Annotated in this window: 22 protein-coding genes; 11 read left to right on the top strand and 11 right to left on the bottom strand. The window is 74.3% G+C overall.

Translation table 11 applies throughout. From position 1 onward, the window contains the following. Nucleotides 1-38: 38 nt before the first annotated feature. The 6 genes from NI17_RS04935 to NI17_RS04910 form a co-directional block, all read right to left on the bottom strand. Nucleotides 39-3,059, bottom strand: coding sequence for a non-ribosomal peptide synthetase (locus tag NI17_RS04935; protein WP_243597616.1), 3,021 nt, complete (start codon nucleotides 3,057-3,059; stop codon nucleotides 39-41). Continuing rightward, nucleotides 3,056-4,087, bottom strand: coding sequence for an NAD-dependent epimerase/dehydratase family protein (locus NI17_RS04930; protein WP_068691876.1), 1,032 nt, complete (start codon nucleotides 4,085-4,087; stop codon nucleotides 3,056-3,058). Before NI17_RS04930 ends, NI17_RS04935 begins: the two co-directional genes overlap by 4 nt. After that, entirely contained in the window at nucleotides 4,084-6,036 is a 1,953-nt protein-coding gene (locus NI17_RS04925) for a fatty acid CoA ligase family protein (protein WP_243597615.1), read from the bottom strand. Before NI17_RS04925 ends, NI17_RS04930 begins: the two co-directional genes overlap by 4 nt. After that, nucleotides 6,033-6,953: a hypothetical protein gene (locus tag NI17_RS04920; protein WP_068691874.1), complete on the bottom strand. Its 921-nt coding sequence runs from the start codon at nucleotides 6,951-6,953 to the stop codon at nucleotides 6,033-6,035. Before NI17_RS04920 ends, NI17_RS04925 begins: the two co-directional genes overlap by 4 nt. Before the next feature lies 1 nt (nucleotide 6,954). Further along, nucleotides 6,955-7,992 (bottom strand): 3-oxoacyl-ACP synthase III family protein, encoded by a 1,038-nt coding sequence (locus NI17_RS04915; protein WP_068691872.1) that lies wholly within the window; start codon nucleotides 7,990-7,992, stop codon nucleotides 6,955-6,957. Nucleotides 7,993-8,196: 204 nt separating this feature from the next. Beyond that, complete coding sequence (locus NI17_RS04910; protein ID WP_068693002.1) at nucleotides 8,197-9,348, bottom strand: magnesium and cobalt transport protein CorA; 1,152 nt, start codon at nucleotides 9,346-9,348, stop codon at nucleotides 8,197-8,199. Between the two features lie 313 nt (nucleotides 9,349-9,661). Here NI17_RS04910 and NI17_RS04905 point away from each other — a divergent pair, with 313 nt between their 5' ends. Together NI17_RS04905 and NI17_RS04900 are read left to right on the top strand one after the other, a co-directional pair. Continuing rightward, the gene (locus tag NI17_RS04905; protein WP_068693001.1) at nucleotides 9,662-9,910 is read left to right on the top strand and encodes a DUF6458 family protein; all 249 of its coding nucleotides are present in this window, start codon (nucleotides 9,662-9,664) and stop codon (nucleotides 9,908-9,910) included. A gap of 141 nt (nucleotides 9,911-10,051) precedes the next feature. After that, entirely contained in the window at nucleotides 10,052-10,708 is a 657-nt protein-coding gene (locus NI17_RS04900) for an alpha-ketoglutarate-dependent dioxygenase AlkB family protein (RefSeq protein WP_068693000.1), read from the top strand. A gap of 17 nt (nucleotides 10,709-10,725) precedes the next feature. On the opposite strand, the gene NI17_RS04895 is transcribed toward NI17_RS04900, so the two are convergent. From NI17_RS04895 to NI17_RS04885, 3 genes are all read right to left on the bottom strand, one after another. Further along, on the bottom strand, nucleotides 10,726-12,531 hold the full coding sequence (locus NI17_RS04895; protein ID WP_243597614.1) for a hypothetical protein: 1,806 nt from the start codon (nucleotides 12,529-12,531) through the stop codon (nucleotides 10,726-10,728). 219 nt (nucleotides 12,532-12,750) lie between these two features. Then, nucleotides 12,751-13,728: an EamA family transporter gene (locus NI17_RS04890; RefSeq protein WP_084012763.1), complete on the bottom strand. Its 978-nt coding sequence runs from the start codon at nucleotides 13,726-13,728 to the stop codon at nucleotides 12,751-12,753. Between the two features lie 76 nt (nucleotides 13,729-13,804). Beyond that, nucleotides 13,805-14,104 carry a MerR family transcriptional regulator gene (locus NI17_RS04885; protein WP_068692998.1) on the bottom strand — a complete coding sequence of 100 codons (300 nt, stop codon included), beginning with the start codon at nucleotides 14,102-14,104 and terminating at the stop codon, nucleotides 13,805-13,807. A 255-nt stretch (nucleotides 14,105-14,359) separates the two neighbouring features. Between NI17_RS04885 and NI17_RS04880 the strand changes: the two genes are divergently transcribed. From NI17_RS04880 to NI17_RS04870, 3 genes are all read left to right on the top strand, one after another. Next, nucleotides 14,360-14,782, top strand: coding sequence for an Hsp20/alpha crystallin family protein (locus tag NI17_RS04880; protein WP_068692997.1), 423 nt, complete (start codon nucleotides 14,360-14,362; stop codon nucleotides 14,780-14,782). Between the two features lie 97 nt (nucleotides 14,783-14,879). Further along, nucleotides 14,880-15,245, top strand: a complete 366-nt coding sequence (locus NI17_RS04875) for a hypothetical protein (protein ID WP_068692996.1) — start codon at nucleotides 14,880-14,882, stop codon at nucleotides 15,243-15,245. 85 nt (nucleotides 15,246-15,330) lie between these two features. Further along, nucleotides 15,331-16,284 (top strand): LysR family transcriptional regulator, encoded by a 954-nt coding sequence (locus NI17_RS04870; RefSeq protein WP_119267620.1) that lies wholly within the window; start codon nucleotides 15,331-15,333, stop codon nucleotides 16,282-16,284. Here the strand turns inward: NI17_RS04870 and NI17_RS04865 are convergent, their stop codons facing one another. After that, nucleotides 16,285-17,211 carry a LysR family transcriptional regulator gene (locus NI17_RS04865; RefSeq protein WP_068692995.1) on the bottom strand — a complete coding sequence of 309 codons (927 nt, stop codon included), beginning with the start codon at nucleotides 17,209-17,211 and terminating at the stop codon, nucleotides 16,285-16,287. It abuts the gene before it with no gap. Nucleotides 17,212-17,533: 322 nt separating this feature from the next. Between NI17_RS04865 and NI17_RS04860 the strand changes: the two genes are divergently transcribed. The 4 genes from NI17_RS04860 (at nucleotide 17,534) to NI17_RS04845 (ending at nucleotide 22,668) form a co-directional block, all read left to right on the top strand. After that, complete coding sequence (locus NI17_RS04860) at nucleotides 17,534-18,088, top strand: GNAT family N-acetyltransferase (protein WP_068692994.1); 555 nt, start codon at nucleotides 17,534-17,536, stop codon at nucleotides 18,086-18,088. Nucleotides 18,089-18,253: 165 nt separating this feature from the next. Beyond that, nucleotides 18,254-18,940, top strand: coding sequence for a pyridoxamine 5'-phosphate oxidase family protein (locus NI17_RS04855; RefSeq protein WP_068692993.1), 687 nt, complete (start codon nucleotides 18,254-18,256; stop codon nucleotides 18,938-18,940). Nucleotides 18,941-19,140: 200 nt separating this feature from the next. After that, nucleotides 19,141-20,409: a hypothetical protein gene (locus tag NI17_RS04850; protein ID WP_243597613.1), complete on the top strand. Its 1,269-nt coding sequence runs from the start codon at nucleotides 19,141-19,143 to the stop codon at nucleotides 20,407-20,409. A gap of 180 nt (nucleotides 20,410-20,589) precedes the next feature. Next, a complete protein-coding gene (locus NI17_RS04845) occupies nucleotides 20,590-22,668 on the top strand; it encodes an FUSC family protein (protein WP_394326773.1) in 2,079 nt (692 codons plus the stop codon). 183 nt (nucleotides 22,669-22,851) lie between these two features. Here NI17_RS04845 and NI17_RS04840 read toward each other — a convergent pair whose 3' ends face one another. Beyond that, complete coding sequence (locus NI17_RS04840; protein WP_068692991.1) at nucleotides 22,852-23,511, bottom strand: cyclase family protein; 660 nt, start codon at nucleotides 23,509-23,511, stop codon at nucleotides 22,852-22,854. A gap of 178 nt (nucleotides 23,512-23,689) precedes the next feature. Between NI17_RS04840 and NI17_RS04835 the strand changes: the two genes are divergently transcribed. Beyond that, nucleotides 23,690-24,391: a lysophospholipid acyltransferase family protein gene (locus NI17_RS04835; RefSeq protein WP_068693011.1), complete on the top strand. Its 702-nt coding sequence runs from the start codon at nucleotides 23,690-23,692 to the stop codon at nucleotides 24,389-24,391. Nucleotides 24,392-24,644: 253 nt separating this feature from the next. After that, nucleotides 24,645-25,994, top strand: coding sequence for an FAD-dependent oxidoreductase (locus tag NI17_RS04830; RefSeq protein ID WP_068693010.1), 1,350 nt, complete (start codon nucleotides 24,645-24,647; stop codon nucleotides 25,992-25,994). Nucleotides 25,995-26,278 lie beyond the last annotated feature (284 nt).

Raw genomic sequence — 26,278 nt, 5'->3', positions numbered from 1 at the left:
GTCCCGGCGCAGACCGCGACCGAACTCGACAACCGCCCTCAGGATTCACGGCCCCCGGATCCGCTCCCGCCTCCCAGCCGCCGCACCGCCCGGCACACGTCGGCGAGGGTGGGGTTGGCGGCGGTCTCCCCCAGTCCGGACAGGACGTCCTCGGCCCGGCCCGCTCCCGGCACCTCGGCGGCGACCGCGGCGACCATCTCCAGCAGACTCAGCGAGTCGCCGCCCAGCCGGTGGAAGTCGTCCTCGGAGGCGATCCCGTGCGCCCCGGTTCCCAGCACCCGCGCCCACACCGCCGCCACCTCGGCCTCCAGGCCGTCGACCGGAGGCGCCGACGGCGCGGCGGTTTCGGCACGGCCTCCGGTGAACGGGTCGGGCAGCGCGGCCGTGTCGATCTTGCCGTTGCCGGTACGCGGAAGGTCGGGGACGCACACCAGCGCCGCGGGCACCATGGCCGCGGGCAGGCGCGCGGCCAGATGGGCGCGCAGCTCCTCCTCGCGCGGGGCCGCCCCGCCCGGGCGGGGCACGGCGTAGGCGCACAGCACCCGGCGGCCGCCCGGCCCCCCACGCGCCGCGACGTGGGCGCGGGCGATGCCCGGATGCTCCTCCAGCACCGCGGCGACCTCGCCCGGCTCCACCCGGTGGCCGCGGATCTTCACCTGCTCGTCGGCGCGCCCGAGGAACTCCAGCACGCCCTCGGGGCGCAGGCGGGCGAGGTCCCCCGTGCGGTAGGCGCGCGTCCCGTCGGCCAGGCGGACGAACCGTTCCCGGTCCTCCTCGGGCCGCCGCAGGTAACCGCGGGCCAACTGGGCGCCCGACAGGTACAGCTCGCCCTCGGCCCCGGCGGGCACCGGCCGCCGTTCGGCGTCGAGGAGGAACACCCGGGTGGTGCCGACCGGCGCGCCGATCGGCACCGCCGGGGCGTCGCCCTCCCGCGCGGGGTCGAAGTCGTGCGCCACACAGCCGATCGTGGCCTCCGTCGGACCGTACTCGTTGACGATGCGGCAGTCGGGGCCGAACACCTCGGCCGCCCCGGCCGCCACCGGGCCCCGCAGTTGCTCGCCGCCCACCACCAGCACCCGGAAGCCCGCGGGGCGCACCCCCAGGCGGCAGATCAGGTCCAGGTGGGCCGGGGTGAGCTTGAGCGCGTTGACGCCCGCCTCCTCGACCGTGGCGCGCAGTGTCGCGGGACCGACCTCCCCGGGGACCAGCGCCACACTGCCGCCGCACACCAGCGGCAGCAGCAGGGCCGTGCCGGTCAGGTCGAAGGCCAGCGAGGTGAACAGCGCGAAGCGGGTGTCCGCGTCGACCCGGTAGCGGTCCCGGGCCCACGTCACGTAGCTGACCACACTGCGGTGCTCCACCTGCACCCCCTTGGGGCGGCCGGTGGAGCCCGAGGTGTAGATGACGTAGGCCAGGTCGTCCGGTCCCGCCGCGTCCGCCGGGGCGGGGCGGGCGCCCGCGCGGGGCAGGTCGTCCAGGACGAGCGCGGTGTGCGCGGGGACTCGGGCGGCGTGGCCGCGCCGCACCAGGCACAGCGCGGCACGCGCGTCGGCCAGCGACCAGCCGATCCGGGCGTCGGGATGCCGCGGGTCGAGCGGCAGGTAGGCGGCTCCCGCCTTGAGGATTCCCCACAGTCCGGCCACCGCCTCCACCGACCGGTCGGCGAGCAGTCCCACCACGTCACCCCGCCCCACACCGCGCGCGGCCAGTTCCGCGGCGACCGCGTCGGCGCGGGAGTCCAACTCGGCGTAGCCGGTCGGTCCGTCGGGTCCGGTGAGCGCGACCGCGTCGGGCGCGGCCGCGACCTGCTCGGCGAACAGGCCGACCAGGGTGGCGTCGCCGCGGCGCGGACGGTCGGTGCGGTTGCCCGCCCAGGCGCGCAGCGGGTCGGGGGCCAGCGTGTCCGCGATGCGCTCCAGCAGGGCCTGCGCGGGCCCGGCCGCGGTCGCGGCGCACGCGAGGGTGAGTTCGGTGCGGCCCGGCGACTCCACCGCCACGACCGAGAACGGCACCAGGGGCGAGTGCACCGGCAGGGAGAACACCGCGGAGGCGGTGAAACCGCCACCGGAGTAGTCGGCCGGGTCGACCGCGCCCAGGTGGGAGATGATGGCCGTGCTCAGGTAGCGGCCGGTCCGGGTCATGGCGGAGTCGGCCAGTCCCAGCAGCGCGGCGGCCCCCACCACGGGCAGGGCCGCCAGCGCCCGCTCGGCCCGCCCCACCACGGCCTCGCGCCGTTCGGCGAGGGCCCGCAGCAGCCGTCCGTGCCAGGCCTGCCAGGGTTCGCCGTCGCGACCGTCCAGGAACACCGGCAGGGCCAGGTTGCCGGTGGAGGCGGCCTCGGGGGCGTGCCTGCGCAGGTCGACGGGGACCATGAAGCGCGACGGACCGTGTCCGGCGGCGACCGCCGCGGCGACGCGGGCCACCAGTCCCGGATGGCGGCCGTCGACCGGGCGGCGCAGCACCACTCCCGGTCCGGCCGCTCGGGGGCCGCCGCCCAGGGGCGAGCGCCAGCGCGGTCCCAGGAGGGGGCGCCTGCCCACCGCGCCCAACCGCGCGGCGAGGGCGTCGTCGGTCAGCGTGTCCTTCGCCGGTGGGACCGGCTCGCCGCGCAGCGCGCGGAAGACGCCCGCGGCCCACAGCAGCACTCCCCTGCCGTCCATGACTCCGTGGAAGGCGCGGAACACCACCGCCCGCGCGGTCCCGGCGCCGTCGGTCGCCAGCAGCACCTCGCAGGTCGGACCGGTGTCGGGGGGCAGCTCCCGGCGCAGGTCGGGACCGTTCGGGTCGACCGCCCCGGTCGCGGACGCGGCCACCCGGCGCACCGGCGGGGTCCGTCCCGAGTCCACCCACTGCCCGCGGCGGACCAGCCGCGTCCCGGGGAGGGCCGCGCAGGCCCGGGCCACCGCCCGCTCCAGTGTCCGCGGGTCGAGTCCGCCGCGGCCCTCGACCACGAGCTGGATCACCAGGGGCCGGTCCGGTCGCGCACCGGCCAGGTAGAGCCGTTCGGCGGGCGAGACCCGCCGCCGGTACCGGGGCTCGCGCGGGTCCGCCGTGCTCACCGTGCGCCCTCCGTCCAGACCCCGGGACCGCCGATCTCCTCGACCCAGGAGCGCAGCCCCTCCAGGCCGGTGCTCCGGTCGACCAGGGGCCGGTAGCCGAGGTCCCGCCGGGCGGCGGCGGTGTCGTAGGTGCTCGACCGCGTCAGCAGCGCCACCGAGTAGCGCGACAGCGGCGGATCGTGGTGGTGTGCCAGGAAGGGCATGCGCCAGGCCAGCTCCACCGCCTCCACCAGCGCGTCGCGCAGCACCGGCGGCACCCGCCGCCTCGGCGGCGGCGCGCCGAACATCTCGGCCACCTCCGCCATGAACGCCCACACGTCGACCGGCTCGGCGTCGGTGACGAAGTAGGCGCGCCCGCCCACCCCGTCGGCGCGCGCGGCCAGCACGCAGGCGTGCGCCGCGTTCGCGCAGTGGCACAGCGCGGCCGTGACCCGTCGGCCTCCGGACAGGTCGGGCAGGCGCCCGGCCAGCAGTCGGCCCAGCAGCTTCGGCATGAAGCCGTGCCGGTCGCGCGGTCCCCACACCGCCCGCGGCCGGAGGGCGCAGGTGGTGAAGCCGGGGGCGTCGGCCGCCAGGACGAGGCGTTCGGCGGCGGCCTTCGTCTGCGAGTACAGGTTCAGGTACCGGCGCGGGTAGGGGATGCTCTCGTCGACGTCGACCTGGTCGCGGCCGTCCATCACCGCGCTCGGGCTGCTGACGAACACGAACCGGCGCGCCCCGCCGTCCCGGGCCGCCTCCAGCAGGCGCCGGGTGCCTTCGACGTTGGTGTCCCAGAACTGGGCGCGGCTGCCGTGGTCGAGCACCCGGGCCGCGCTGTGGTGGACCACGTCCACCCCCTCGGCCGCCGCGCGCAGCGACGCGGTGTCGCCCAGGTCGCCGTGGACGATCTCCACGCCCGGCAGGGTGCGCAGATGACCCGGGTCGCTGGTGGGGCGGACCAGCGCGCGCACCTCGTCGCCCGCGCGCAGGCACGCCTCCGCGACGTGGCTGCCGAGGAAGCCGGACGCCCCGGTGACGAGCACTCTCACAGCCGCCTCCACCAGGTCGCGCCGAACAGGAGGGTGCGGACGAGCGCCGCCGCGCGGCCGTACCCGGCGCGGCGGGCGCGGGGCAGGGCCGCGGGCAGTTGCAGGGCGTGCACGCCCACGTTGAGGACCGCGACGGTCCAGAACAGAGCCTGCACCACCGGGTGGGTCGGGGGCCAGACGGTTCCGTGGAGCAGGAACGCCCATCCGGCGAGCGGGACCGCCCGCGCCGCCCGCGCGGCCGCGCGCCGCAGCGGCCGTTCGGCCTCGGCGAGCCGGACGGCGGCCCACCCTGCCAGCGCCTCGCGGTCGATCTTGGCGTTGTGCCGGACGTCCACGGGGAAGCCGCGGTGGCAGAGGAAGTCCCGCACCGTCCGGGTCGGTGCGTGCCGCGCGGCCAGCTCCCGCAGCTCCCGTTCCAGGCGGGCGTGTTCGCGGACGGGCAGCCCCCGGCGCGGTTCGACGCAGACCACGGGCCGCGCCGTCCCCGGCGGGCCCACCCCGACCAGCGCGGTGCGGCGCACGTCGGGGTGGGCGTTGAGGACGCCCTCGCACTGGACGGTGTAGAGCGTGCCGTCGGCGGTGCGCACCCGCTGGCTCTTGCGCCCGTAGAACCAGATCCGGCCCCGGGAGTCGAGGCGCCCCAGGTCCCCGGTGCGGTGCCACACGTGCGGGCCGTCGGCGATCTTGGCGGCGCGGTCCGCCTCGGGGGCGGCGTGGTAGCGGTCGCTGACGGTCGGTCCGCCCACCACGATCTCGCCGACCTCGTGCGGCGGGGCGGCCAGGTCGGCGGACCACCGCGGCATCGGCTCGTCGGTGATCCTGACGACGCGCACCCGAACGCCCGGCACCGGGCGGCCCACGCAGGTGCCGCCGCCGGTGCGGGTGGCGGCGGCTCCCGCGCGGGCCTCGGCCGCGTCGACCGCCGAGATCGGCAGTGCCTCCGTCGCCCCGTAGACGACCGTGAGCCGCCGCTCCCCCTCCGGGCCGAGCGCCGCGCACATCGACGCGGCGATGTCCTCGCGCACCGGCGCCCCGCCGACGTTCACCCGGCGCAGCCCCTCCAGGGTCCGGCCCGTGCGCGCGGCGTGGGCGCCCAACCGGTCGAGCAGGGCGGGGGAGGCGAACATCGTGGTCACCCCGAACCGGTCGATCGCGTCGACCACGTCCTCGGGGCGGATCGCGGCGACCCGCGACGGGTCGCCGGGCGGCAGCACACACGTCGATCCGACGAGCAGGCCGAGCACTCCCCACAGCGGCACGGTGACCAGGGAGGTGTCGTCGGCGCGCTGTCCCAGCACGTGCTCCAGTTGCCGCGTGACGCCCTCGACCATGCCGCGCGGGTGCCGCACGCCCTTGGCGGGTCCGGTGCTGCCGGTGGTGAAGCTGATCGCCAGCAGGTCCCCGTCGGCCAGGGGCGGTTCCCGCACCGGTTCGGCGGGGATGCCCGCCGTCGCCGCTCCCGTCCCCCAGGCGAGGTCGCGCAGCCGCGGACCGCCCCACAGCCAGCGCCTGCCCACCGTCACCCGGGTGCGCAGGGCGGCGAAGGCCCGCCGTCCCAGCAGCAGCCGCACCAGGTGGGCGGCGGGGACTCCGACGAACGCCTCGGCGCCCGCGTCGCGGTGGCAGCGCAGCATCCGCCGCAGGCCCAGTCCGGGGTCGGCGATGACCGGGACCGCGCCGATCCGGATCAGTCCGAACGCCACCGCGAACAGTTCCGGTCCCGGCCGCACCATCAGCGCGGTCGTGGTTCCCGCGCCGATTCCGGCCGCCCGCAGTTCCCCTGCGCGGATGTCGGCGGCCTCGTCCATCTCCCGGTAGGTCACGTGCCGGTACACCGCCCGTCCCGAGGAGTCCCGGCCCACCGGGTAGACGACCGCCTTCCGGTCGGGGAAGGCGTGCGCGCCCGCGCGCAGCCGGTCGGAGACCCCCTCGGCCGTCCGCCCGCTCACCGCGGCGCCGGATCGGCGGGCCGGTACACCGCGCAGGAGCAGGCGGGTCCGGCGCCGACCGCGACGAACACCACGGGCCGGTCCCCGACCCGTCCGGCGGCCGCGGCCTGGTGGTAGGCCAGTGTCAGCGCCGAGGTGTGCGGGTCGCCGTCCACCCCGGTCGCCGTCGCCGCCGCGTCGGCGGGCAGCCCGAGCCGGGCGGCGACCTCGGCGGGGAAGCCGGGGTGGGGCTGGGAGGCGACCAGCAGTGCCGCGCGCAGGTCGACCCGCTGGGCCTCGGCGCACGCGCGGACGGTGGCGGCGGCCAGGTCGGCGAGGACGTCGGCGGTTTCCGGGGCGCGCCGCACCGTGACCGTACCGCGTCCGTCGGCGCCCATCCGGCTGCTGTCGGTGTAGCCCTCCACCAGCGGCGCGGCGTCGGCGGACACCGGGGAGGAGTGCACGCGGCCGAACCCGGCGTCCTCGCGGGGGCTGCGCTCCAGCAGCATCGCGGCGCCCATGGTCGCGTAGGGGAAGCCGGTGGCGCGCGCCCGCTCGGGGTCGTTGGAGGGGTGGGCGTCGCCCGACACGACGAGCACGTACTCGGCGCTGCCCGTGGTGATGAAGTCCGCGCCGACCCGTACCGCGTCGAGCACCCCGCACGCGCCGTTCATCAGGTCGAAGGAGAGCGCGGGCCTGGCCGTGGGGAAGCGGACGTGGTCGGGGTTGATGCCCAGCCGCTGCTGGACGAGCGCGGCCATGGCGGGCTCCGACATGTTGCGGTCCCGGTACACGCCGGTGTTGATGAGCAGGTCCACCTGGTCGGGGGTGATCCCGGCCCGTTCGATGCACGCCTCGGCGGCCAGGGCGGAGTGGTCGACGGAGCTGTGGACCGCGGGGTCGGTACTCACCGCGGTCGCCCGGATGACGGTGCCCATGTCAGATCCCGATCGAGGAGACGGTGGCGGCCAGGCAGCCGGTGACGATTCCGGACGCCGCGGGGACGAGGAGGAGTTTGGAGCCGGGCGGGATGCTCCCGTCGCGCAGGTGCTCGTAGAGCACCACGAAGTGCGAGGTGGAGGAGGTGTTGCCGTAGCGGTCGACGACCATGGGCGAGGGCGGCATGGGGGTGTTGAAGAGGCGTGCGGCCATCCGCTGCGCCTTGTCGGTGAGGCGGGTGCCGATCTGGTGGTGGATGACGAAGTCGTAGCCCTCCTCGGCGAAGGAGGTGCCGCGTTTGGCCAGGAAGTCGCGCTGGAACGTGGGCCACAGGGCCACCCGTTCCGTGGCGTGCATGCTCTGGTTGTCGGTGTAGAGCGCGACTCCCTGGCTGCGGTCGCTGGGCATGCCGATGCACAGGTCGGCGTGGGCCGCGCTGGTCGTCAGCTCGACGTAGTCGATGCGCTCCTCGGCCGTTCCCCTCCCGTCCACGACGACGGCGGCGGCCGAGTCGCCGACGGTCAGGGAAGCGAACTGCGGATCGTGGGGGTGGTCGATCTCCCGGACGGCGGTCTCGGCGATCACCGAGATCCGCTCTCCGCTGACCACCATTCCGCTGCGCGCCGTCCCGGCCCGGACCATGCGCTCCAGGACGGCGACCCCGGTGATCATCCCCGCGCAGGCGTTGGACACGTCGAAGCAGACGGCCGACGTCGCACCGATCTCCCGCGCCACCATGTGCGCGAACGAGGGCTCGAAGTAGAACCGGTCGCGGTCCTTGAACCGGGTGATGGACGTGGAGATGACCACGTCCAGTTCCCCGGCCGGGTGACTCGACCGGGACAGGCAGTCGCGCGCCGCCCGCAGCGCCATGGTGAAGGAGTCCTCGTCGGCTCCGGCGAAGCGCCGGTGGTGGATCCCGGTGATCGCGCCGAGGTCGAACACCGGCTGGTGGTCCATGCGGGACACCAGGTCCCGGGTGGAGACCTCGTTCTCGGGCAGGTAGGCGCCGAGGGACTCGAAACGTGGGATGGGCATGTGCGGTCGTCCGCCTTCCCATGCCGAGGCGGAGTGCCGTCAGCAGATGAAAACGTTACATACTCAGCATTGCAGACAGATTGCCCAAAAACCACATAGACTAAAAAACCACCATAAACATTCACATTTTTTGCGGGGCGGCCGGGGAGCGGCGGGCCGCCGTCGGCGGCCCGCCGCTCCCCGGCCGCCCCGCCCCGGACGCGGTCACAGCCAGCCGCGGCGTTTGAAGAGGGTGTACAGCACCACGCTCACCCCGATCATCAGGCCGACCGCCATCGGGTAGCCGTACCTCCAGTGCAGCTCCGGCATGAAGTCGAAGTTCATCCCGTAGATGCCGCCGACCACGGTGGGGGCGAACAGGATCGCCGCCCACGAGGAGATCTTCTTGACCTCCTCGCTCTGGGCGTAGCTGGCCTCGGTGAGGTGCTTCATCTCCTCGTTCTGCGCCTGGCTGACCAGGGTGGCGTTGACCGCGAGGATGGAGTTGAGCAACTGGCGGAAGCCGTCGACCCGTTCGGCGACGGTGGTGGCGTGGTCGGCGACGTCGCGCAGGTGGCGCTGCACCTCCTCGCTGGTGCCGTACTTGCCGTACCCGGCCTCCAGGTCGCCGAGGATGCCCAGCAGCGGGCTGGCCGCCCGCTGGAACTCGATGACCTCCCGGGACAGCTCGTAGATGCGCCGCGACACCCGCGGGTCGCGGTTGAACACCTGCGTCTCGATCTCGTCGATGTCGTTCTGCAGGCCCGCGACGACCGGGGCGTAGCCGTCCACCACCGCGTCCATCACCGCGTACAGCACCGCCTCGGGGCCCAGCCGCAGCAGGTCGGGGTCGCCCTCCAGGCGGCGGCGCGCCGCCGACAGGTCCGGGGCCTGGCCGTGCCGCACGGTCAGCACGAAGTCGGTGCCGGCGAACAGGTGGATCTCGCCGAAGCGCACCTCCTCGACGTCGTCGAGGTAGCGGGCGGCGCGCAGCACCACGAACAGGGTGTCGCCGTAGCGTTCCAGCTTGGGTCGCTGGTGGGCGACGATGGCGTCCTCCACGGCCAGCTCGTGCAGGCCGAACTGGTCGGCGGCGGCCAGTAGCTGGGCGTCGGAGGGCTGGTGCAGCCCGATCCAGGCCATCGCCCCGGGCCGCTCGGGGACCATGTCGCGCAGCCGGGACAGGTCGACGGGACCGGACTGGCGGCGGCCGTCGACGTAGACGGCGGCGTCGATGACACTCTCCTCCACGGACTGCGCGTTCTCCTCCTCCGCGCGGGGGTCCATGGAATACTCGGGCGCGTCGGTGTGTCTCCTGCCGACCGGGACGACGGGACGCAGGCTGGGCAGCCACGAACGCATGCGACGTTGCGACATGGGAGCTCCCGGAGCGAGTTCGGTGGTTCGCTGACAACCGGTTGTGTGCCGTGCCACCGGGACGATCTCGACGCCGGGGTCAAAACCCAGGAAATGCCCCTCGAATGTCAAGATCGACAGCGCGAGGCGCTGAACGGGCACCGCACCAGCTGGTACTAGGAGGTTGGCTCATGACTGGCCTCACCTCCCCGGGTCCACGGCTCGACGGCCTCGATCTCGCTACGCGCCCACCTTAGTACGAACGGGGCGTTGTTTGGGCACGCGCGTTTTCGGTAGAGGGGCGGCACGCCCGAGACGTGAAAGGACCCCCGCTATGGGCATAGCCGGAAGTCTGCTGTTCATCGCCGTGGGAGCGGTGTTGGCGTTCGCAGTCCAGATCGACAGCGTCGGGGTGCTCAACATCAACATGATCGGTTGGATCCTGCTGGTCATCGGACTGGTCGCGTTGGGACTGCAGTTCGTCTCCTGGCGCCCGCGCCGCCCCACCCTCTCCCCGCGGGTGCCGCCGGAAGAGGAGGAGGAACGCGGTCCGCGCTTCCGCGACGCCGGTCCCCCGCCGTGACGCCGAGCGCCTGACCAGGGGTGTGCCGCGGAACCGAGCGGGACGTGAGACACACCACACCGACGGCATCCGCTCACCACACCGACGCGCCCGACACACTCGGGCGTGTCGCCCCGCCCGTGGGGAAGAATCGGTTCCGCCATGGACGACGCGCTCTTTCCCCTCTCCCCCGTCGAGGTCGCTCCCGGCGCGGTGCACGTGCCCGGCTGGTTGGGGCCGCGGGCCCAACGCGCCCTGGTGTCGCGGTGCCGGGAGTGGGCGCGCCGCTCCGGGGGGATGCGGCGGCACCGGATGCCGCGCGGCGGGACGATGAGCGTGGCCATGCTCTCCCTGGGCTGGTACTGGCGTCCGTACTCCTACTCCGCGACGCTGCCCGACGGGCGGCCCGCCGCCCCCTTCCCGCCGCTGCTGAAACGCCTGGCCCTGCGGGCCCTGGCCGCCGCCTACGGCGAGGTCCCCGATCCCGCCCCCGACTACGACGTGGCGCTGGTCAACTTCTACGACACCGACGCGACCATGGGCATGCACCAGGACCGCGACGAACGCGACGACGCGCCGGTGGTGTCGCTGAGTCTGGGCGACGCCTGCGTGTTCCGGTTCGGCGGCACCGCCACGCGCTCCGGGCCCCGCACCGACGTGGAGCTGCGCGGCGGCGACCTGTTCGTGTTCGGCGGCCCGTCCCGGCTGGCCTACCACGGCGTGCCGCGTACCCTGCGGGGCACGGCCGACCCGGCCGCGGGGCTGCGGTCGGGACGGCTCAACATCACCATCCGCGCCTCGGGCCTGCGGCGGGGCTGAGGACGAACCGGCCCCGTTCAGCGGCGCAGCAGGTCGCGGACGTTGATGAACAGCAGGCTGACCACGATCAGCGCCAGCGGCACCAGGACGGTGATCCGCCAGTTGGTCAAAAACGCCGCGATGACCGCGCCCACCGCGCCCACCACGACCACGATGACCGCCAGCCCCACGAGGAAGGACAGGAACCGGCGGCGGGCCAGCGCGTCGAAGGCCGCGAACAGCACCACCATCCCCACCGCCGCCGACAGCGCCAGGCCGCCGCGCAGGGTCACCATGACCGCGCCCAGGGCGATGAGCAGCAGCGGCGTGCTCATCGTCGCCCACACGTGCAGGAAGCGGGTGGTGCGCTGCTTGCCGGAGGCGTAGGGCAGGTGCGGGGAGCGCAGGTGCGCCTGCGGTGGCAGCTCCAGCACCTCGTCGCCGTCCAGGGCGGCGTGGTGCATGTCGCGTTCGTCCGCCAGGTGCGTGCGCTCGCGGTAGCGGGCGGCCAGGGCGCGTTCGGCCTCGGCGATCCGGGCCCGGTACTCCCTGGCGCGCGCCTCGGCGTTGGCGTGGCGGCTCAGCACGATCTCGGCCGCGGCCAGGCGGCGCAGTGCCCTGCGGTCCTCCTCGATCGCGGCGTCGGCCTCGGCGATCCGGGCGTCCAGCTCCTCCAGATGCGCCAGCAGTTCCTCGCGGGCGGCCTCGGGGGTCGGGGGGACCTTGTGCAACCCCACCCACCACAGGGGGTCGGCCCAGGAGCGGCGGACGGTGCCGTCGCGCTCGTAGCGGGGTCCGCTGGGGGCGCGCTCGCCGTCGAACCAGTCGCGGGTGTTGCGGCCCCACAGTCCGCGGTATCCCCGCACCCAGGGCGTGTCGTCGTCGATGACGGACGCGGTCCAGGAGCGCTCCCCGCCGGGGCCCACCCGCACTCCGTCGCCGCGCGCGTAGTCGACGAAGGGCACTCCGATGCCGCGCCGGACCCGCTTGCCGGAGGCGGGGAGGAACCGGGCGGTGAAGCGCCGCCAGGCGTGCAGCGCCCCGCGCAGGAAGGCGGGGTCGACCTGGATGAGGTAGTCGCCGGGCAGCATCTGGTGGGAGTGCGATCCGGCGCCCACGTAGACGATCGGGTGGTCGCCGTCGCGGTGCAGCTCCGGGTCGTCCCAGCGGCGGCGCAGGTCGTCGCCGAGGTACTCGTGCGAGGACGCGCCCACCCACACCGGCCGGTGTCCGCCGTCGGGGTCCTGGACCAGGTAGACGGTGACCTTCTCCCAGTCGGCCTCGTGGTCGTTGACGCCGCCGTAGACCGACCGCCAGTCGTTCATGGCGTAGAAGAACCAGTACTGCAGGGCGACGTAGCCGCCCTCGCGGACGACGCGCCCGTAGTAGGTGGCGGTGTCGCCGGTGTCGATGCGGTCGCGGTAGCGGGTGGCGGCGGCCGCGGCCACCCCGCCGGGGACCGCGCCGCGGATCAACAGGGACAGCTTCATCAGCACGTCCACGATCCGGCCCAGCACGCCGACCGCGGCCAGGCGTCCGCTCTTGGGGATGACCGGGCGTGCCTGGCGGCGGTGGCGGCGCGCCTCGGCCCGCAGCGAGGATTCCTGTACGAACCGCAGGTGCTGGCGGTAGCCCGGCCACTCGGTGTCGGCCCGGGCGAGCCGGTCGGCGGTGAGCTCGCCCGCGGGGACGACCTCCTTCTCCCCGCCCCCGGGCAGGTCCAGCCACAGGCTGCAGCAGCGCAGGTACGCCTCGACGTCGGTGGGGAAGAACAGCTCACCCCTGGTGAACATCAGCACCGGCTCAAAAGCGCGCAGGAGTTCCAGATCAGTTTTAGCGCTCATGACTGGGCCGACATTAACGGATGCACCGGACGGTTTCGCACCTGATCGGCTGTCTTCCCCGATCCGGTGGCGCCGGTTCACCGCCGGTTCGCCTCCTGACCGCCTCTCCTCCCGCCGCGCCGCCGCCCGCACCTGCGCGGACCGCGGCGCCGCACGGGAGGGGGCCCCGGGCACGGAGGCGGCGCGCCCAAACCTGCGACCCCGCTTCTGTAACGATGATCACACCGGGGTGGGCGTGCGCCGCCGCGCGGCGCCTCCCGGTTCGCCGCCGCGCGACCCGGCGGCGCCCGACTCGGCGGCGCCCGGACCGCTCCGCCGCGGCGCGGTGTCCGCACGGGTCGCGCCCAGGCCCGCGACCACCACCAGCGCCATGCCCGCCACCTGCACCGGCACGGGGACCTGACCGATGAGGAGCACCCCCACGAGCAGGCCGATCGCCGGATCGACGGAGCCGAGGACGCTGAAGGCGCCGCGGCTCATCCGCTGCAGGGCCGCCATCTCCAGCAGCAGCGGCAGCAGCGGGTGGATCAGCGCGGTTCCGAGGGTGACCGCCACGACCCGCGGGTCGGCGGCGGCGATGACGTCCGGAAGCCCCAGGGGTGCGGTGACCAGGGCGGACACGGTCATGGCGAGGGTCAGTCCGGGGAGCACGCCCAGGCGGGAGCCGACCCTTTGGGACAGGACGATGTACAGCGCCACGCACGCTGCCCCGGCCAGGCCGAAGGCCACGCCGGTCAGGTCGGCGTCACCTCTCCAGGGCCGGGTCAGCAGCAGCACCCCGCCGGCGGCGAGGAGGATCCAGAGCGCCTCCCGGCGGCGGCGCAGGGCCAGCACGGCCACGGTGAGGGGGCCGAGGAACTCCACCGCGGCGGCCGTCCCCAGCGGAACGCGGTCGGTGGCCAGCGCGAACAGGACCATCATTCCGGCGCTGACCGTGCCCAGGACGGCCGTGGCGGCGATGTCGCGCCAGGCCGCGGTGCGCACGGCACGGCCCAGCGAGCGTCCGCCCACGGCGAGGAGGAGCAGCGCGGCCCAGCTCAGACGCAGCCAGGTGACGCCCGCGGGGCCCGCGGTGTCGAACAGGTGGACCGCGACCGCGCTGCCCGTGTGCAGCAGGAGCATGCTGGCCACCAGGAGCAGCGGGGCGGGCACCCGGTCGCGGGCACGCCGAAGCGACAGACGGAAAGAGAGGATCACCCCATCAATGTGGGCCACCGCGTCTGTTGCTGTCCAGGCACCAGTAGCGAACGAACCGTTGACTTCTGGTGGAAGATCAACGGACCGCGCCGTCCGGCCGATCGCCCCGCCCGTCCTCGCGCAGCCGGGTGTTCTCGTCCTGGAGGTCGAGGATGCGCCGGATGCCGACGAGGTTGACGCCCTGCTCGGCGAGTTCGGTGACGCGGCGCAGCCGGGCGATGTCGTTGTCGCTGTAGAGACGGGTCCCGCCCCGGGTGCGGGCGGGCGCGAGCAGGCCGTGGCTCTCGTAGTGCCGGAGGGTCCGGGGGGAGACTCCGGCCAACTGCGCGGCCACGGAGATGGTGTAGAGCGCGCGGTCGGGTTCGGGGTGGGACATGCTCAACGGCGCACTTCCTTCCGTGGTGGTGCACCGCCGACCGGACCGGAACCGCCGGACGCCGCCCGCCGCCGGGCCGCGCGGACCGGTGGGCGGTGGGACGCCCGTGAGCCGGTCGACTGGTCCGAACAGTATCTCCTCATTCCCGGAGAGGAATTCCCCGGAATCGCGATGTTTATCCTCTCGTGAGTGCGGTATAAAACCTGCGTCGGTAGGCATCAAGTTTAGTGAGCAGCTACCGGGAGGTGACTTCACATGCTGATGCGGACCGACCCCTTCCAGGAGTTCGACCGGATCACCCGGCGCCTGCTGAACGACCCGGTCCGACCCTCGGTGATGCCGATGGACGCCTACCGGGACGGCGACACCTTCGTCATCTGCTTCGACCTTCCCGGAGTGCGAGCCGACTCGATCGACCTGGAGGTCGAGCGCGACGTCCTGACCGTCCGGGCCGAGCGCGAGAGCATCACCGAAGGACGCGAGACGGTCGTGGCGGAGCGGCCGGTCGGCGCCTTCTCCCGCCGGCTCTTCCTCGGCGAGGCGCTCGACACCGACCACATCTCCGCCGACTACGTCAACGGCGTCCTGACGCTCCGGGTGCCCGTGGCCGAGCACGCCAAGCCGCGCAAGATCAGCGTGACCGAGGCGCCCGCCCAGGCACAGGCGATCAGCGCCTGAGACACCGGACCACCACCGTGGGCGCGCAGCCCGCACGGGCTGCGCGCCCACGACTGTGGCACCCCCGCCACACGCCACCAACGACGAGAGGAGAACCGTGCTGACCCAGGTGGAGGCGTCGGCGACGCGGACGACGCACCCCTTCCGCAAGACGCGCGCGATCGTCGAGCACACCCTGTGCGAGGCCAAGGACGACACCACTCACCTGCGCCTGCTCTCCCTGCTCCACGCCCTCGCCGCGTGCGAGACCGCGCTCGCCCACGAGCCGGAGAACCTGCGGCGGCGGCTGGGCGAACTGCGCGCGGCAGCGGTCGACCTGGTGGGGCGGACCTGGCTGGCCGCCAACGCCGACCACCCCGGCGTCAGGGCGTTCGACCGGTTCGACGGCACGGCTCTGCCGAGGCGGCTGGACGAGACCCTGGCCAATCTGCTGTGGGCGCGCTTCGTCCGGCTCGCCGCCTGACCGGACCACCGGATCGCTCCCGCCGGTCGGGGCGCGGGCGGCCGCCCGCGCCCCGACCGGCGTCTGCGTCTTCTAGCGTTGAGGGGTGGACCTGACACGGCTGAGACTGCTGGTGGAACTGCGGCGGCTGGGCACGATGACGGCGGTCTCCGAGGTCACCGGGATGGGGACCTCGGCGATCTCCAAACACCTGGCCGTGCTGGAGCGGGAGGCGGGGGTGCGGCTGCTCGCCCCGGACGGGCGCCGGGTCCGGCTGACCCCCGCCGGGCGCCGCCTGGCCGAGCACGCGGTGGACATCCTGGGCCGGGTGGAGGCGGCCCGGGCCGAGATGGCGGGCGAGGGCGCGCCGGTGGGCCGGATCGACCTGGTGACGTTTGTCAGCATGACGGTCCCCGTCGTGCTGCCCGCGCTGGAGCGGCTGCGCCGGGAGCATCCGGGCGTCGAGGTGCGCCTGATCGAGCACGAGCCCGACCAGGCTCTGGACCTGCTGCTCGGCGGTGAGGCCGACCTGGGACTGATCTACGAGTACAGCCTGGTGCCCCGCCGGGTCCCCGAGGGGATCACGCTGCGCCCCGTGGGCACCGAGCCGCTGTTCCTGGCGCAGTCCGCGGCGACGGGGGCCGGCCGCCGGACCATGACCCGGGAGCGGCTGCGCGCGCTGGCGGACGCCCCCTGGATCGCCAACTCGCGCGACAGCGACGAGGACGAGCTGGTGCGCCGCATGTGCGCCGCCGCCGGGTTCCGGCCGGACATCCGGCACCGCATCGACACCCTGGAGGCGGTCAGCGCCATCGTGGCCGCCGGGTGGGGGGTGGGTCTGCTGCCCAAGCTGGCGGCCGCCCCGCGCCGCCGCGGGGTGGTGCACACCCCGCTGGGTGGACTGGCCGGGGTGCGCCGGATCTACCTGGCGGGACGGAGCGGCGCGTGGGCGTGGCTGCCGCTGCGCGCCGTCGCCCGCCAGATCCGCCGCGCGGCCTGCGAGGTCCTCGACGACGTCGACGTCGCCGCCCCGCCGACCGAGGACGGCGAGGCGCTGTGATCAGGCGCCGAGGATGAGCTGGCCGGAGGGGACGGTGACCCTGTCGGCAGCCTGGCGCATCGCGGTGAGCAGCGGCTCGGGGTCGGCTCCGGTCCGGGTGGCGGCCAGGATGTGACGCTGGGGGCCGCGGCGGATCGAGCGCACCACCATCAGCGGCACGGTCAGTCCGTTCCAGGCCAGGCGGGGCACCACCGCGATTCCCAGACCGGCTGCGACCAGGGAGAACGCCGCGCCGAAGTCGTCCACGGTGTGCGCGACCCGCGGCTGGAAACCGGCCTGGTGGCAGGCGGCGGACACCGAGTCGAACCAGGCGGTGCCGGGGGCCGACATGATCCAGTCGGCGTCGCCGAGGTCCTCGGCCAACTCCAGTTCCGGTTTGGCCGCCAGTGGGTGCTCGTAGGGCAGGACGGCGTCCAGCGGTTCGACCATGACGGGGTGGATCTGGAGGTCGGGGGTTCCCGTGGCGGGCAGGTGCGCCGAGGACATGGTCACGGCGATGTCGATCGCCCCGGTGCGCAGCAGTTCGGTGCTGTGCTCGGGTTCGGCCTGCACCACCGAGAAGCGCCAGCCCGGACGGGTGCGGCGCAGTCCGGCCACGGCCGGGGCGACCAGGTTGGAGATGCCGGTGGCGAAGGAGCCGACCCGGGCGGTTCCGATCGTTCCCTCCGCGCACCTGGCCAGGTCCGCCCGGGCACGCTCCAGTTCGGCGAAGATCACCCGGGCGTGCTCCACCAGCACCCGGCCCGCGCCGGTGAGGACGAACCGGCGGCCGTTCCGCTCGACCAGGGGGACCTCGGACTCCTTGGCCAGGGCTGTGAGCTGCTGGGAAACCGCCGACGGGGTCACCCCCAGCGCTTCTGCCGCCGCCGCCACGGTGCGGTGTTCGTCGAGCGCCCGCAGCAACTGCAACCGCCGCACATCAATCATGGGCTCATCCTACGGAAGGCCGTACGGCCGCGAAGGACGCCACCGGGACCGCCGGCGGCGTGATCCACCGCACTTTGCCATGACTTTCCGTGTCATCCCGGTGACCTCGGGAAGCCGGAGACCAGTCCACCGGAACCGAATTTCTGTTAAGTTATTCAGATTTTCCTCAAACGTCATGGGAGGCCTCCTTTTCCACCACCCCTCCCACAGCGGATCCAGCACCGGAAAGTAGGCTCATAAACACCGCTCAGCTCAGACGAGGGTCCACACCGACCACCGCTGCGCGGGACGCATCACCACATCGGGGACAGGTGAGAAAAAGATGCAAACTTCGTTGGAGACCAAACCTCGCGTCGGGGTTTCAGATGTGCTGCGCTTCCGCTACATCGGTCCCTTCGAGGTAGCGGAGCTGGCAGAGCTCTGGGGCGCCCTGCACCGGCAGCACACGGCGATCGCCTCTCACCTGGAAGACCTCATCGGCTCGGTGAGCGTGGAGGAGTCGTGGCGCCGCCGTCGGCAGCGCTACGCGGAGTGGCTGTCCGAGCCCGACACGGTCGCCCTCATCGCCGAGAGCGACGGCGTCGACGTCGGCTACGCGGTGGTGACCATCCGCGACGAGCACCACGGCTCCTGGGACAGAGGAGAGCGGGTCGCGGTCGTCCAGACTCTGTCGGTGCACCCGGACCACCCGCTCGACCGGGTGGGCGGCGGCCTGCTCGAGGAGGTCCGCCGCCAACTGGCCGAGATCGGCGTGCGCGACCTGGAGCTTCCCGCGGTGTCCGGCAACTCCGAGGCCATCCGGTTCTACGAGAGCCAGGGCTTCCGCCCGTTCGTGACCACCATGGTCTCGCGCATCGGCGCGGGCCCGCACGACTGATCCGCGCGGACGGCGCGCAGACCGCCCTTCGGGGGACGTGTCGGCGGCCGGGGAGGCGCCTCCCCGGCCGCCGACACGCGTACCAGCCGGGGAAAACCGCTTCTCCCTCCGGAGCCGCGGCGTCTGACACCCCGATCCGTCGACCCTCCCGGCCCGAGGAGCGCCATGGACAGCCCCGCAGAACCCGACTACGCCCCCACCCCGCGCACCGTCCCCTCCCGCAAGCGGGACCGCGCCCGCTACGACGCCGCCACCGTGCACGCGATCCTGGACTCCGACTTCGTCTGCCACCTCGGTTTCGTGCGCGACGGCGCCCCCGTGGTGCTGCCGACCGTCTACGCGCGCGTCGACGACCGCCTCTACCTGCACGGCTCCACCGGAAGCCGACCGGTTCTGGCCGCGGCCGACGGAGGTCTCCCGGTGTGCGTGACCGTCTCCCGAACCGACGCCCTCGTGCTGGCCCGCTCATGGGTCAACCACTCGCTGAACTACCGCTCCGTCGTCGTCCACGGCGTCGCCGAGGCGGTCGCCGACCCCGACGAGGCCACCGCGGCGCTCGCCGCGCTCCTCGACCACATGCTGCCGGGCCGCGCGGCCGACTCCCGTCCCCCCACCGCCAGGGAGCTGGCCATGACCACCGTGCTCCGCGTGGACCTGCGCGAGGTGTCGGCGAAGGTCCGCTCGCACGGGGTCGTCGACGCGGCGGAGGACATGGCGCTGCCGCACTGGGCGGGCCTGGTCCCGCTCACCCGGCGGCTCGGCCCTCCCCGCCCCGACCCGGCCCTCTCCGACGACGTCGACCTGCCCGGTTACCTGCGCGACCGCGCCGTGCCCGACAGCGACCGGCGGTAGGGCGCCGACGCCAGCCACCGTCCCGCGACGGCGGGGCACACCATGTGCCCTGTCCTCCCTGCCCGGACCCCCGCGCCGCGGAGGCGCGGGGGTCCGGGGCGCAGGTCCCGTCGGCGCCGCCTGCCGGGCGGTGGTGGGAGCGGGCCGGGTGCGTGCCCGCCGCCGCGCCCCGACCGGACCGAGCCGTTAGGCTCGTCGGCGTGGCCGAAACCGACTCCAACATCTGCAACTTCCCCGGGTGCACCCGTCCCGTCGTCCGGCACTCCTCCCCGGGACGTCCCCCGCAGTACTGCGACCTCCCCGAGCACACCCGGTGGCGCGCCTGGCGGGAGCGGCAGCGCCTGCAGCAGGAGGCGCAGGCCGCACAGGAGCAGGCCGCAGCGCGGCAACCGGCCGACGAGACCGACCCGGCCACGCCCGCCGTCCCCCTCCCCGAAGCCACCCCCGTCACCACCGCGCGGCTGCGCGCCGAGGACCTGCTGACCCGCTTCGCGGTGCAGGCCGAGCAGCTCACCTCGACTCTGCGGGACGCCACCGCCGCCTTCACCACCATGACCGATCCGGCCGCCGCCGAGGCGCAGGTGGAGGCGGCCCGGGTGGCCGCGGCCCGCCAGATCGCCGACGCCGAGGCGGCGCGCCTGACCGCCGAGGAGGACCGGCGGGCCGCCGAGCGGGCGCGCCGGGCGGCCGAGACCGAGGCGGAACAGGCCCGGGAGGCCGCCGCGTCGGCGATCGCCGCGGCGGGAGCGGCCGAGCGGATGGCCGACGAGGCGATCACCGCGCGCCAGGAGGCGCTGGCCGAACGCGACGCGGCGGCCGCCGAGGCCCGGGACCGCGCCGAGGAGCGCGACGCCGCCCGGGCCGAACGCGACGCCGCCGTGGCCGAGGCCGCGCAGCGGGTGGAGCGGGTCCGGGCCGAGGCCGAGGCGCTGGTCGAGCGAGAACGCGACGAGGCCCGCCGACGCGTCGCCGAGGCCGAGGAACGGGCCGCGGCCGAACGGGCCGAACTCACCGGGCGACTGGACCGGCTCCGAGAACGCCTGGCCGAGGCGGTCGAGGCCCGTACCGCCGCCGAGGAGCGCGCCGAGCACGCCGAGGCGGCCGCCGCCCGCGCCGAGGCGCACGCGGAGGAGGCGCGTACCGACCGCGACCGCCTCACCGCCGACCGCGACCGCCTCGGCGCGGAACTGGACCGCGTCCGCGAGACCGCCCGCGCCGACCTGCAGGCCCAACGCGACGCCTTCACCGCCTCCCTGACCGAGGCCAGGCAGGCCGCCGCGGAACGCCTGGCCGCGCTGGAGGAGGCCCGGGCCCAGACCCTGCGCCGCGCCGAACGCGCCGAGGCGCAGCTCGACGACGCCCTGGCCGAACTCAAACGGCTGCGCGCGGCCACCGACCCGACGGCGGAGCGGCCCACCGGCGCCCACCACCGACCCGACGGCGACGAGGACGCCCGGCCCTCCGGCTGAGACCGCGGCGGGAGCCGTCCCGGGCGACCGGTCCGGCTCTCTCGCGCTGATCACGGCGGGCTTCGTCGCCCCCACCCGCCATCACCTCCCGTCCGCGCGGGTCCCATCCGGCGCGGCGGCCGCGCCGGATGGGACGGCGGGCCCGAAAAGCCCCAGAACGGCAGGCTCTAGCATGGGCCCGTGAACGGTGGGACAGACGACGGCAGCGGGGCCCCGCCCCGATGGCGACCTCCCGCGCGGATCCGCGCCAGGGTCGCGGAGCGGCCCCGGCCGCGCGTCAACCCGCGGGCGGTCTTCGGGCTGGCCTCCGGGCGGTGGGCGTGGACCCAGGGGGTGAAGGCCGGGATCGCGATGAGCGTCTCCTTCAGCCTGGTCTCCGTCCTGTTCGACGCGTCCGTGGGGGCGCTGGCCGCCCTGGGGTCGATGACGGCGCTGTACGAACGGAACACGCCCTATCCCCACCGGGCCGGTTCGCTCGCGCTGATCGCGGCGGGCTTCGTCGCCAGTGTGGCGGTCGGCTCACTCAGTTCGGTCACGCCGTGGTCGGCCGCGGTCGCCATCGGAGCGGTCGCGGGCGCGGCCACCTGGCTGTGCCAGTCGCTGCGCGTCGAACCGCCCGGCCCGTTCTACTTCGTGCTGGTCTGCGCGATCGCCACCATCGTGCCCGGCGGGATCGCCGAGACGCCCCGGCACGCCGGGGTCGCCGCGGTCGGCGCGGGCATCGGCTGGCTGGTGTCCATGTCGGGCGCGCTGTTTCCGTCCCGCCGCCCCCAGGACCAGGCGGTCGCCGCCGCGTTCCGGCAACTGGGCGCGCTGCTGCGGGCCGTGGGCACCCCCCGGTTGGACCACGTGCAGCACGAGGCGTCGCTCGCGGTCGCGACCGCGTGGCGCGTCGCCCTGCAGGCCCAGACCCGCGGGTACCGGGACACCGCCCGTGCGGCCCGGCTGCGCGCGCTGCTGCGCTGGGTCTCCGACATCCACCTGACCGCCACCGAGGTGGCGTTGGCCCGCACCGCGCCCCTGCCCGCCGCCGCCGACTTCGCCGACGCCCTGGCCCGCGCGGTGGCCCGCCCGGACCTGGCGCCCGACCCGGAGGCGCTCGACGAGGCGCGCAGGGGGCTGCGCCCGCGCTCCCTGGAGGCGCGGCTGTACCGGCTGCTGGCGCGCACGGCGCGCGGCGCCCGCCGCACCGACCACGGGGGGGAGGGGTTCGGGGAGGAGTTGTACGACCGCCGCACCCCGCCGCTGCGCGACGCGCTGCGTTCGGGGTGGAGCCGCGACTCGCTGGTCCGCCCCACCGCGCTGCGCATGGGCATCACCGTGACCGCCGCCGGAGCGCTGGCGATCCTGCTGGGCTTCGACCGGTTCTACTGGGTGTCGGTCACCGCGGCCTCCGTCCTGCAGGGCGGCAACGTGGTGCTCACCGCCAACCGGTCGGCCCAGCGCGCCACCGGCACCGTGATCGGTGTGGTGGCCGGTGGCGGCATCCTGGCGCTGTCTCCCCCGCTGCCCGTGGTGATCGCCGCGGCGGCACTGCTCCAGGCACTCGCCCAGACCGTGATCTCGCGCAGTTTCTTCTACGCCAGCATCGCGCTGACGCCGATGGCGCTGCTGCTGGCGCACACCGCCGCGCCCTACCCGGTGGACCGGCTGGTCCAGGAGCGTGTCGTGGACACCGTCGTCGGCTCGCTGGTGGGGATCGCGGGGGCGCTGCTGCTGTGGCGCCGCGCCTCGGCGAGCCGACTTCCGCAGGCCATCGCCACGGCGCTGCGGACCTCCCGCAGGGTGCTGTCGGAGGCGCTGGACCCCGACGTGCGCGTCACCCCGGAGCAGCGCTACCGGCTGCGCCGGGACCTGCGCGCGGACCTGCTGCGGCTGCGCGGCGTCTACGACAGCGCCGTGGGGGACGTGCCGCGCGCCGAGCACACCGCTCCGCTGTGGCCGGTGGTCGTCGCCGTCCAGCGCACCGGCTACCTGGCGCTGGCCACACTGACGGCGGAGGACGTCCCGCCCGCCACGCACATCACCCTGCAGCGGCTGGGGTTGGCCTTCGACGAGTTGGCGGAGGCGCTGCGGGAGCGCCGCGCCCCGCGGCTGGGGGCGTTGCCCAGCATGGCCGACCATCCGAGGCTGGCCATGGAACTGCGCGCGCTGGCGGCGGCCCTGCGCACCGCGGCGGCCGGGACACGGACCACCCGGGAAACCGGCGACGGGGCGGTCGGCGCGCCCTGGCGCCGCGCCCGCCCACCCGCTTCCTGACGGCGCGGCCGCGCCGCGGGCCCGCGGCGGGGTGACCGGGCACGGACGGGCGCCGGGGCGCCTCCCCACCCCGCCGCCGTCCCCTTCGGGGAGGTCTCCCGGGCGGCGGTCCCGCCCCCGGGAGCCGAGGCCGCACGGTCGGGGTCTGCCCGCTTCCCGGGGCCTTCCCTCAGGTCCGCGCCCTCACGCGACGGCGAAGGCGCGGACCGGCATCGTGCCCATGCCGCGGACCTTCACCGGGACCGCGAAGAACTGGAAGCCCTCCTCCGGCAGTTGCTGGAGCAGGCACAGGTGCTCCACCACGGGGATGCCCGCGGCCAGCAGGACCGAGTGCGACGGACGTGCGCCCGCGCTGCTGACGGAGGTGTCGTCGATGTTGACCGAGTCGATGCCGACCAGCGCAGCTCCCGCGTCGACCAGTGCCTTGGCGCCGTCCTCGGTGAGGAAGGGATGGTCGGGGCCGCCGTAGGCCTCGGTGCGCCAGTGCCGGTCCCAGCCGGTGCGGATCAGCACGGCCCGGCCCGCCAGGTCGAGGCCGCGGAAGGCGTCGGGGCCGATCTCCCGGCCGACGGCGTCGACGACCCGGCCGGGCAGGGCGGCGACCTTCTCCAGCGGAAGATCGGCGAGGTCGGAGCCGTCGCGGTAGCGGTGGGCGGGGGTGTCCAGGTAGGTACCGGTGTTGCCGACCATCGAGATGCGGCGGATCTGGAACTCCGTGCCGGAGGCGTAGCTGTCCTGCGAATCGTCGAACGACATGTGGTCCTCGACGACCGGGGCGGGAAGTCCCGGGTAGGTGGTCATACCAGCCACGATCTGGTGGCTGACATCGATCAGACGCGCCATGGTATGGATCCTCGTCTCTTCCCTGATAGGTCTAGACCACACTGTAGCGCGAGAAGCCCGAAGCTCCGTGACCGCGCCGTTGTCTGCGCCCGCTAGAGTTCCGCAGCGTCCACTGTGGCCGCCGCGCCGTTGCGCGCGGGTGGCGAGAAGGCGAAGCGAGGGGGAACAGGCCGTGCCGCTGTCGCTGTACGAGGCCGCCAAGGTGATCGTGGCCCCGACCACCCGGGCGCTGTGGCCGCCGCGCGTGGAGGGCCTGCACCACGTTCCCGAGCGCGGTCCGGTGATTCTCGCCTGCAACCACCTGTCCAACCTCGACCCGCTGTTCCTGGGCGTGGTCGTGCCCCGGCCCATCGTCTTCATCGCCAAGAAGGAGCTGTTCGCCGAGGGCAACCCGGCGCAGCGGACCTTCACCCGGGCGCTGCGCGCCATCGGCCAGGTCTCGGTGGACCGCCGCCCGGGGCAGAGCGCCAGGGAGGCGATGGACCACAGTCTCGCCGTGCTGGCCGGTGGCAGGGTCTTCGGCATCTTCCCCGAGGGCACCCGCTCGCCCGACGGCCGCCTGTACAAGGGGCAGACGGGGTTGGCCTGGCTGGCGCTCACCTCGGGCGCGCCGGTCGTCCCGGCCGCGCTGGCGGGCACCGACCGCATCATGCCCGCGGGGCGCCGGGTTCCCGCGCTGCGCCGGATCGGGGTCCGCTTCGGCGAGCCGGTGGACCTGTCGCCGTGGGAGGGCCAGGCGGACCGGGCGCGCGCCCGGCGGGAGGCCACCGAGGCGGTGATGGCCGCCATCCAGAAGCTCTCGGGCCAGGAACGGGTGGCGCGCTTCGCCTCCTCGGTGAAGGCCGCCCCGAACGGGGGGCCGCGGCTCCCCGCCGCGTGAGGACGGGGCACGGCCGAACGCGGCGCCCACCACACCACCCGGTGTGACCATCGTTACACTCTGAGCCGATGACTCTCTCGCGGATTATTGCCTATCTTAATGGTCGGTTTAGTAGAGAAAGCGCACTCTCTGTTAATTTAGATTAGCCTAACCTTAATGATCACGGGTTGTGGGTGTCGCGCGCCACGTCCGCACCGGCCGCGCCGCCCGCAGGCCCGGCGAGAGGGGAGAAACGATGACGCGTCCGCTGCGCGTGGGAATCGTGGGCGCGGGGCCCGCGGGAATCTACGCCGCCGACCTGCTGACCAAGGACGAGACCCTCGCAGCCGCCGACGTGCGACTCAGCATCGACGTCCTCGACAGGCTGCCCTCGCCCTACGGCCTGGTCCGCTACGGCGTCGCCCCCGACCACCCCCGGATCAGACAGATCCAGGGCGCGCTCCACAAGATCCTCGACAGACCGCAGATCCGCTTCCTCGGCAACGTCGACTACGGCGTCGACCTGAAACTGGAGGACCTGCGCCGCCACTACGACGCCGTCGTCTTCGCCACCGGCTCCGACCGGGACCGGCCGCTGGACATCCCCGGAATCGACCTGCCCGGCAGCCACGGCGCCGCGGACTTCGTGTCCTGGTACGACAGCCACCCCGACCTCCCCGAGTCCTGGCGGATCGACGGCACCAGCGTCGCCGTGCTGGGCGCGGGCAACGTCGCGGTGGACGTCGCGCGCATCCTCGCCAAGGACGCCGACGACCTGCTCACCACCGACGTCACCGACAACGTGCACCGCGACCTGGCCGCCAAGCGGATCACCGACGTGCACGTCTTCGCCCGCCGGGGCATCGCCCAGGCCAAGTTCACCCCGATGGAACTGCGCGAACTCGACAGGCAGCCCGGCGTCGAGGTGATCGTGTCCCCCGAGGACTGCGACCTCGACGCGGCGGGCGTCACCGCCGTGGAGAACTCCAACCAGACCAGGACCAACGTCAAGATCCTGCAGAACTGGGCGATCCGCGACCCCAGGGGCGAACCCCGCCGCCTGCACCTGCACTTCCTGCAGCGCCCCGTGGCCCTCCTGGGCGGCGACCGCGTCACCGGACTGCGCACCGAGCGCATGGAACTGGACGGCTCGGGCGGTGTCCGCGGCACCGGCGAGTTCCTCGACCACGACGTGCAGGCCGTCTACCGAGCCATCGGCTACCTCGGCTCACCACTGGCCGACCTGCCCTTCGACGAGGAGCGCGGCGTCGTGCCCAACGCGGGCGGCCGGGTCCTCGGCCTCGACGACCGGCCCGTCCCCGGGGTCTACGCCACCGGATGGATCAAACGCGGCCCCGTCGGTCTCATCGGCCACACCAAGGGCGACGCGCTGGAAACCGTGGCCAATCTCGCATCCGACCTCGCCGCGCTGCCCCGCGCCGCCGACCCCGACCCCGAGTCCTTCGTCCGCCTGCTGCACGCGCGCGGCGTCCCCTTCACCACCTGGAAGGGCTGGCAGCGCCTGGAACGGCACGAGGAGTCCCTCGGCCGCGCCCGGGGGCGCCAGCGGATCAAGGTCCGCTCCCGTGAGGAGATGGTCCGCGTCTGCCGCGGGCAGGACTGACCGGCGCCGCGCCCCGCCGACGCGCCCGCTCCGCTCCCCGTGGTCGCCGTCATGGGCTAGAGTCTCTGCTTGGCTGGTGTGGTAGCAAGTGTCCCCCGGGCTCTAACCCACGCCTTCGCGGAATACCGCGTGCGGCCCGCACAACGCGGAACGTTCGCACGGTCGTATGGAGCCGCGTTGTGCCCTGTGCCGAGAGGCGACCGCCGCACCAGCCGTATAGTCTTTGCCCTCCCGCCCCACGTGTCCGCTTCCGCGCCGTGGGGCTTGTCACAACCAGGCCGACT

Source organism: Thermobifida halotolerans (genome assembly GCF_003574835.2).
GTDB classification, from domain to species: Bacteria; Actinomycetota; Actinomycetes; order Streptosporangiales; family Streptosporangiaceae; genus Thermobifida; species Thermobifida halotolerans.
Note: the sequence above shows the minus strand (reverse complement) of the source record. Positions and strands in the feature narration are given on the sequence as shown.

Coding starts and splice junctions, on each gene's coding strand:
- NI17_RS04900 (WP_068693000.1), top strand. CDS start 10,052: ATGGACGACGCGCTCTTTCCCCTCTCCCCCGTCGAGGTCGCTCCCGGC.
- NI17_RS04880 (WP_068692997.1), top strand. CDS start 14,360: ATGCTGATGCGGACCGACCCCTTCCAGGAGTTCGACCGGATCACCCGG.
- NI17_RS04915 (WP_068691872.1), bottom strand. CDS start 7,992: ATGCCCATCCCACGTTTCGAGTCCCTCGGCGCCTACCTGCCCGAGAAC.
- NI17_RS04910 (WP_068693002.1), bottom strand. CDS start 9,348: ATGTCGCAACGTCGCATGCGTTCGTGGCTGCCCAGCCTGCGTCCCGTC.
- NI17_RS04855 (WP_068692993.1), top strand. CDS start 18,254: ATGGACAGCCCCGCAGAACCCGACTACGCCCCCACCCCGCGCACCGTC.
- NI17_RS04885 (WP_068692998.1), bottom strand. CDS start 14,104: ATGTCCCACCCCGAACCCGACCGCGCGCTCTACACCATCTCCGTGGCC.
- NI17_RS04905 (WP_068693001.1), top strand. CDS start 9,662: ATGGGCATAGCCGGAAGTCTGCTGTTCATCGCCGTGGGAGCGGTGTTG.
- NI17_RS04860 (WP_068692994.1), top strand. CDS start 17,534: ATGCAAACTTCGTTGGAGACCAAACCTCGCGTCGGGGTTTCAGATGTG.
- NI17_RS04840 (WP_068692991.1), bottom strand. CDS start 23,511: ATGGCGCGTCTGATCGATGTCAGCCACCAGATCGTGGCTGGTATGACC.
- NI17_RS04865 (WP_068692995.1), bottom strand. CDS start 17,211: ATGATTGATGTGCGGCGGTTGCAGTTGCTGCGGGCGCTCGACGAACAC.
- NI17_RS04920 (WP_068691874.1), bottom strand. CDS start 6,953: ATGGGCACCGTCATCCGGGCGACCGCGGTGAGTACCGACCCCGCGGTC.
- NI17_RS04895 (WP_243597614.1), bottom strand. CDS start 12,531: ATGAGCGCTAAAACTGATCTGGAACTCCTGCGCGCTTTTGAGCCGGTG.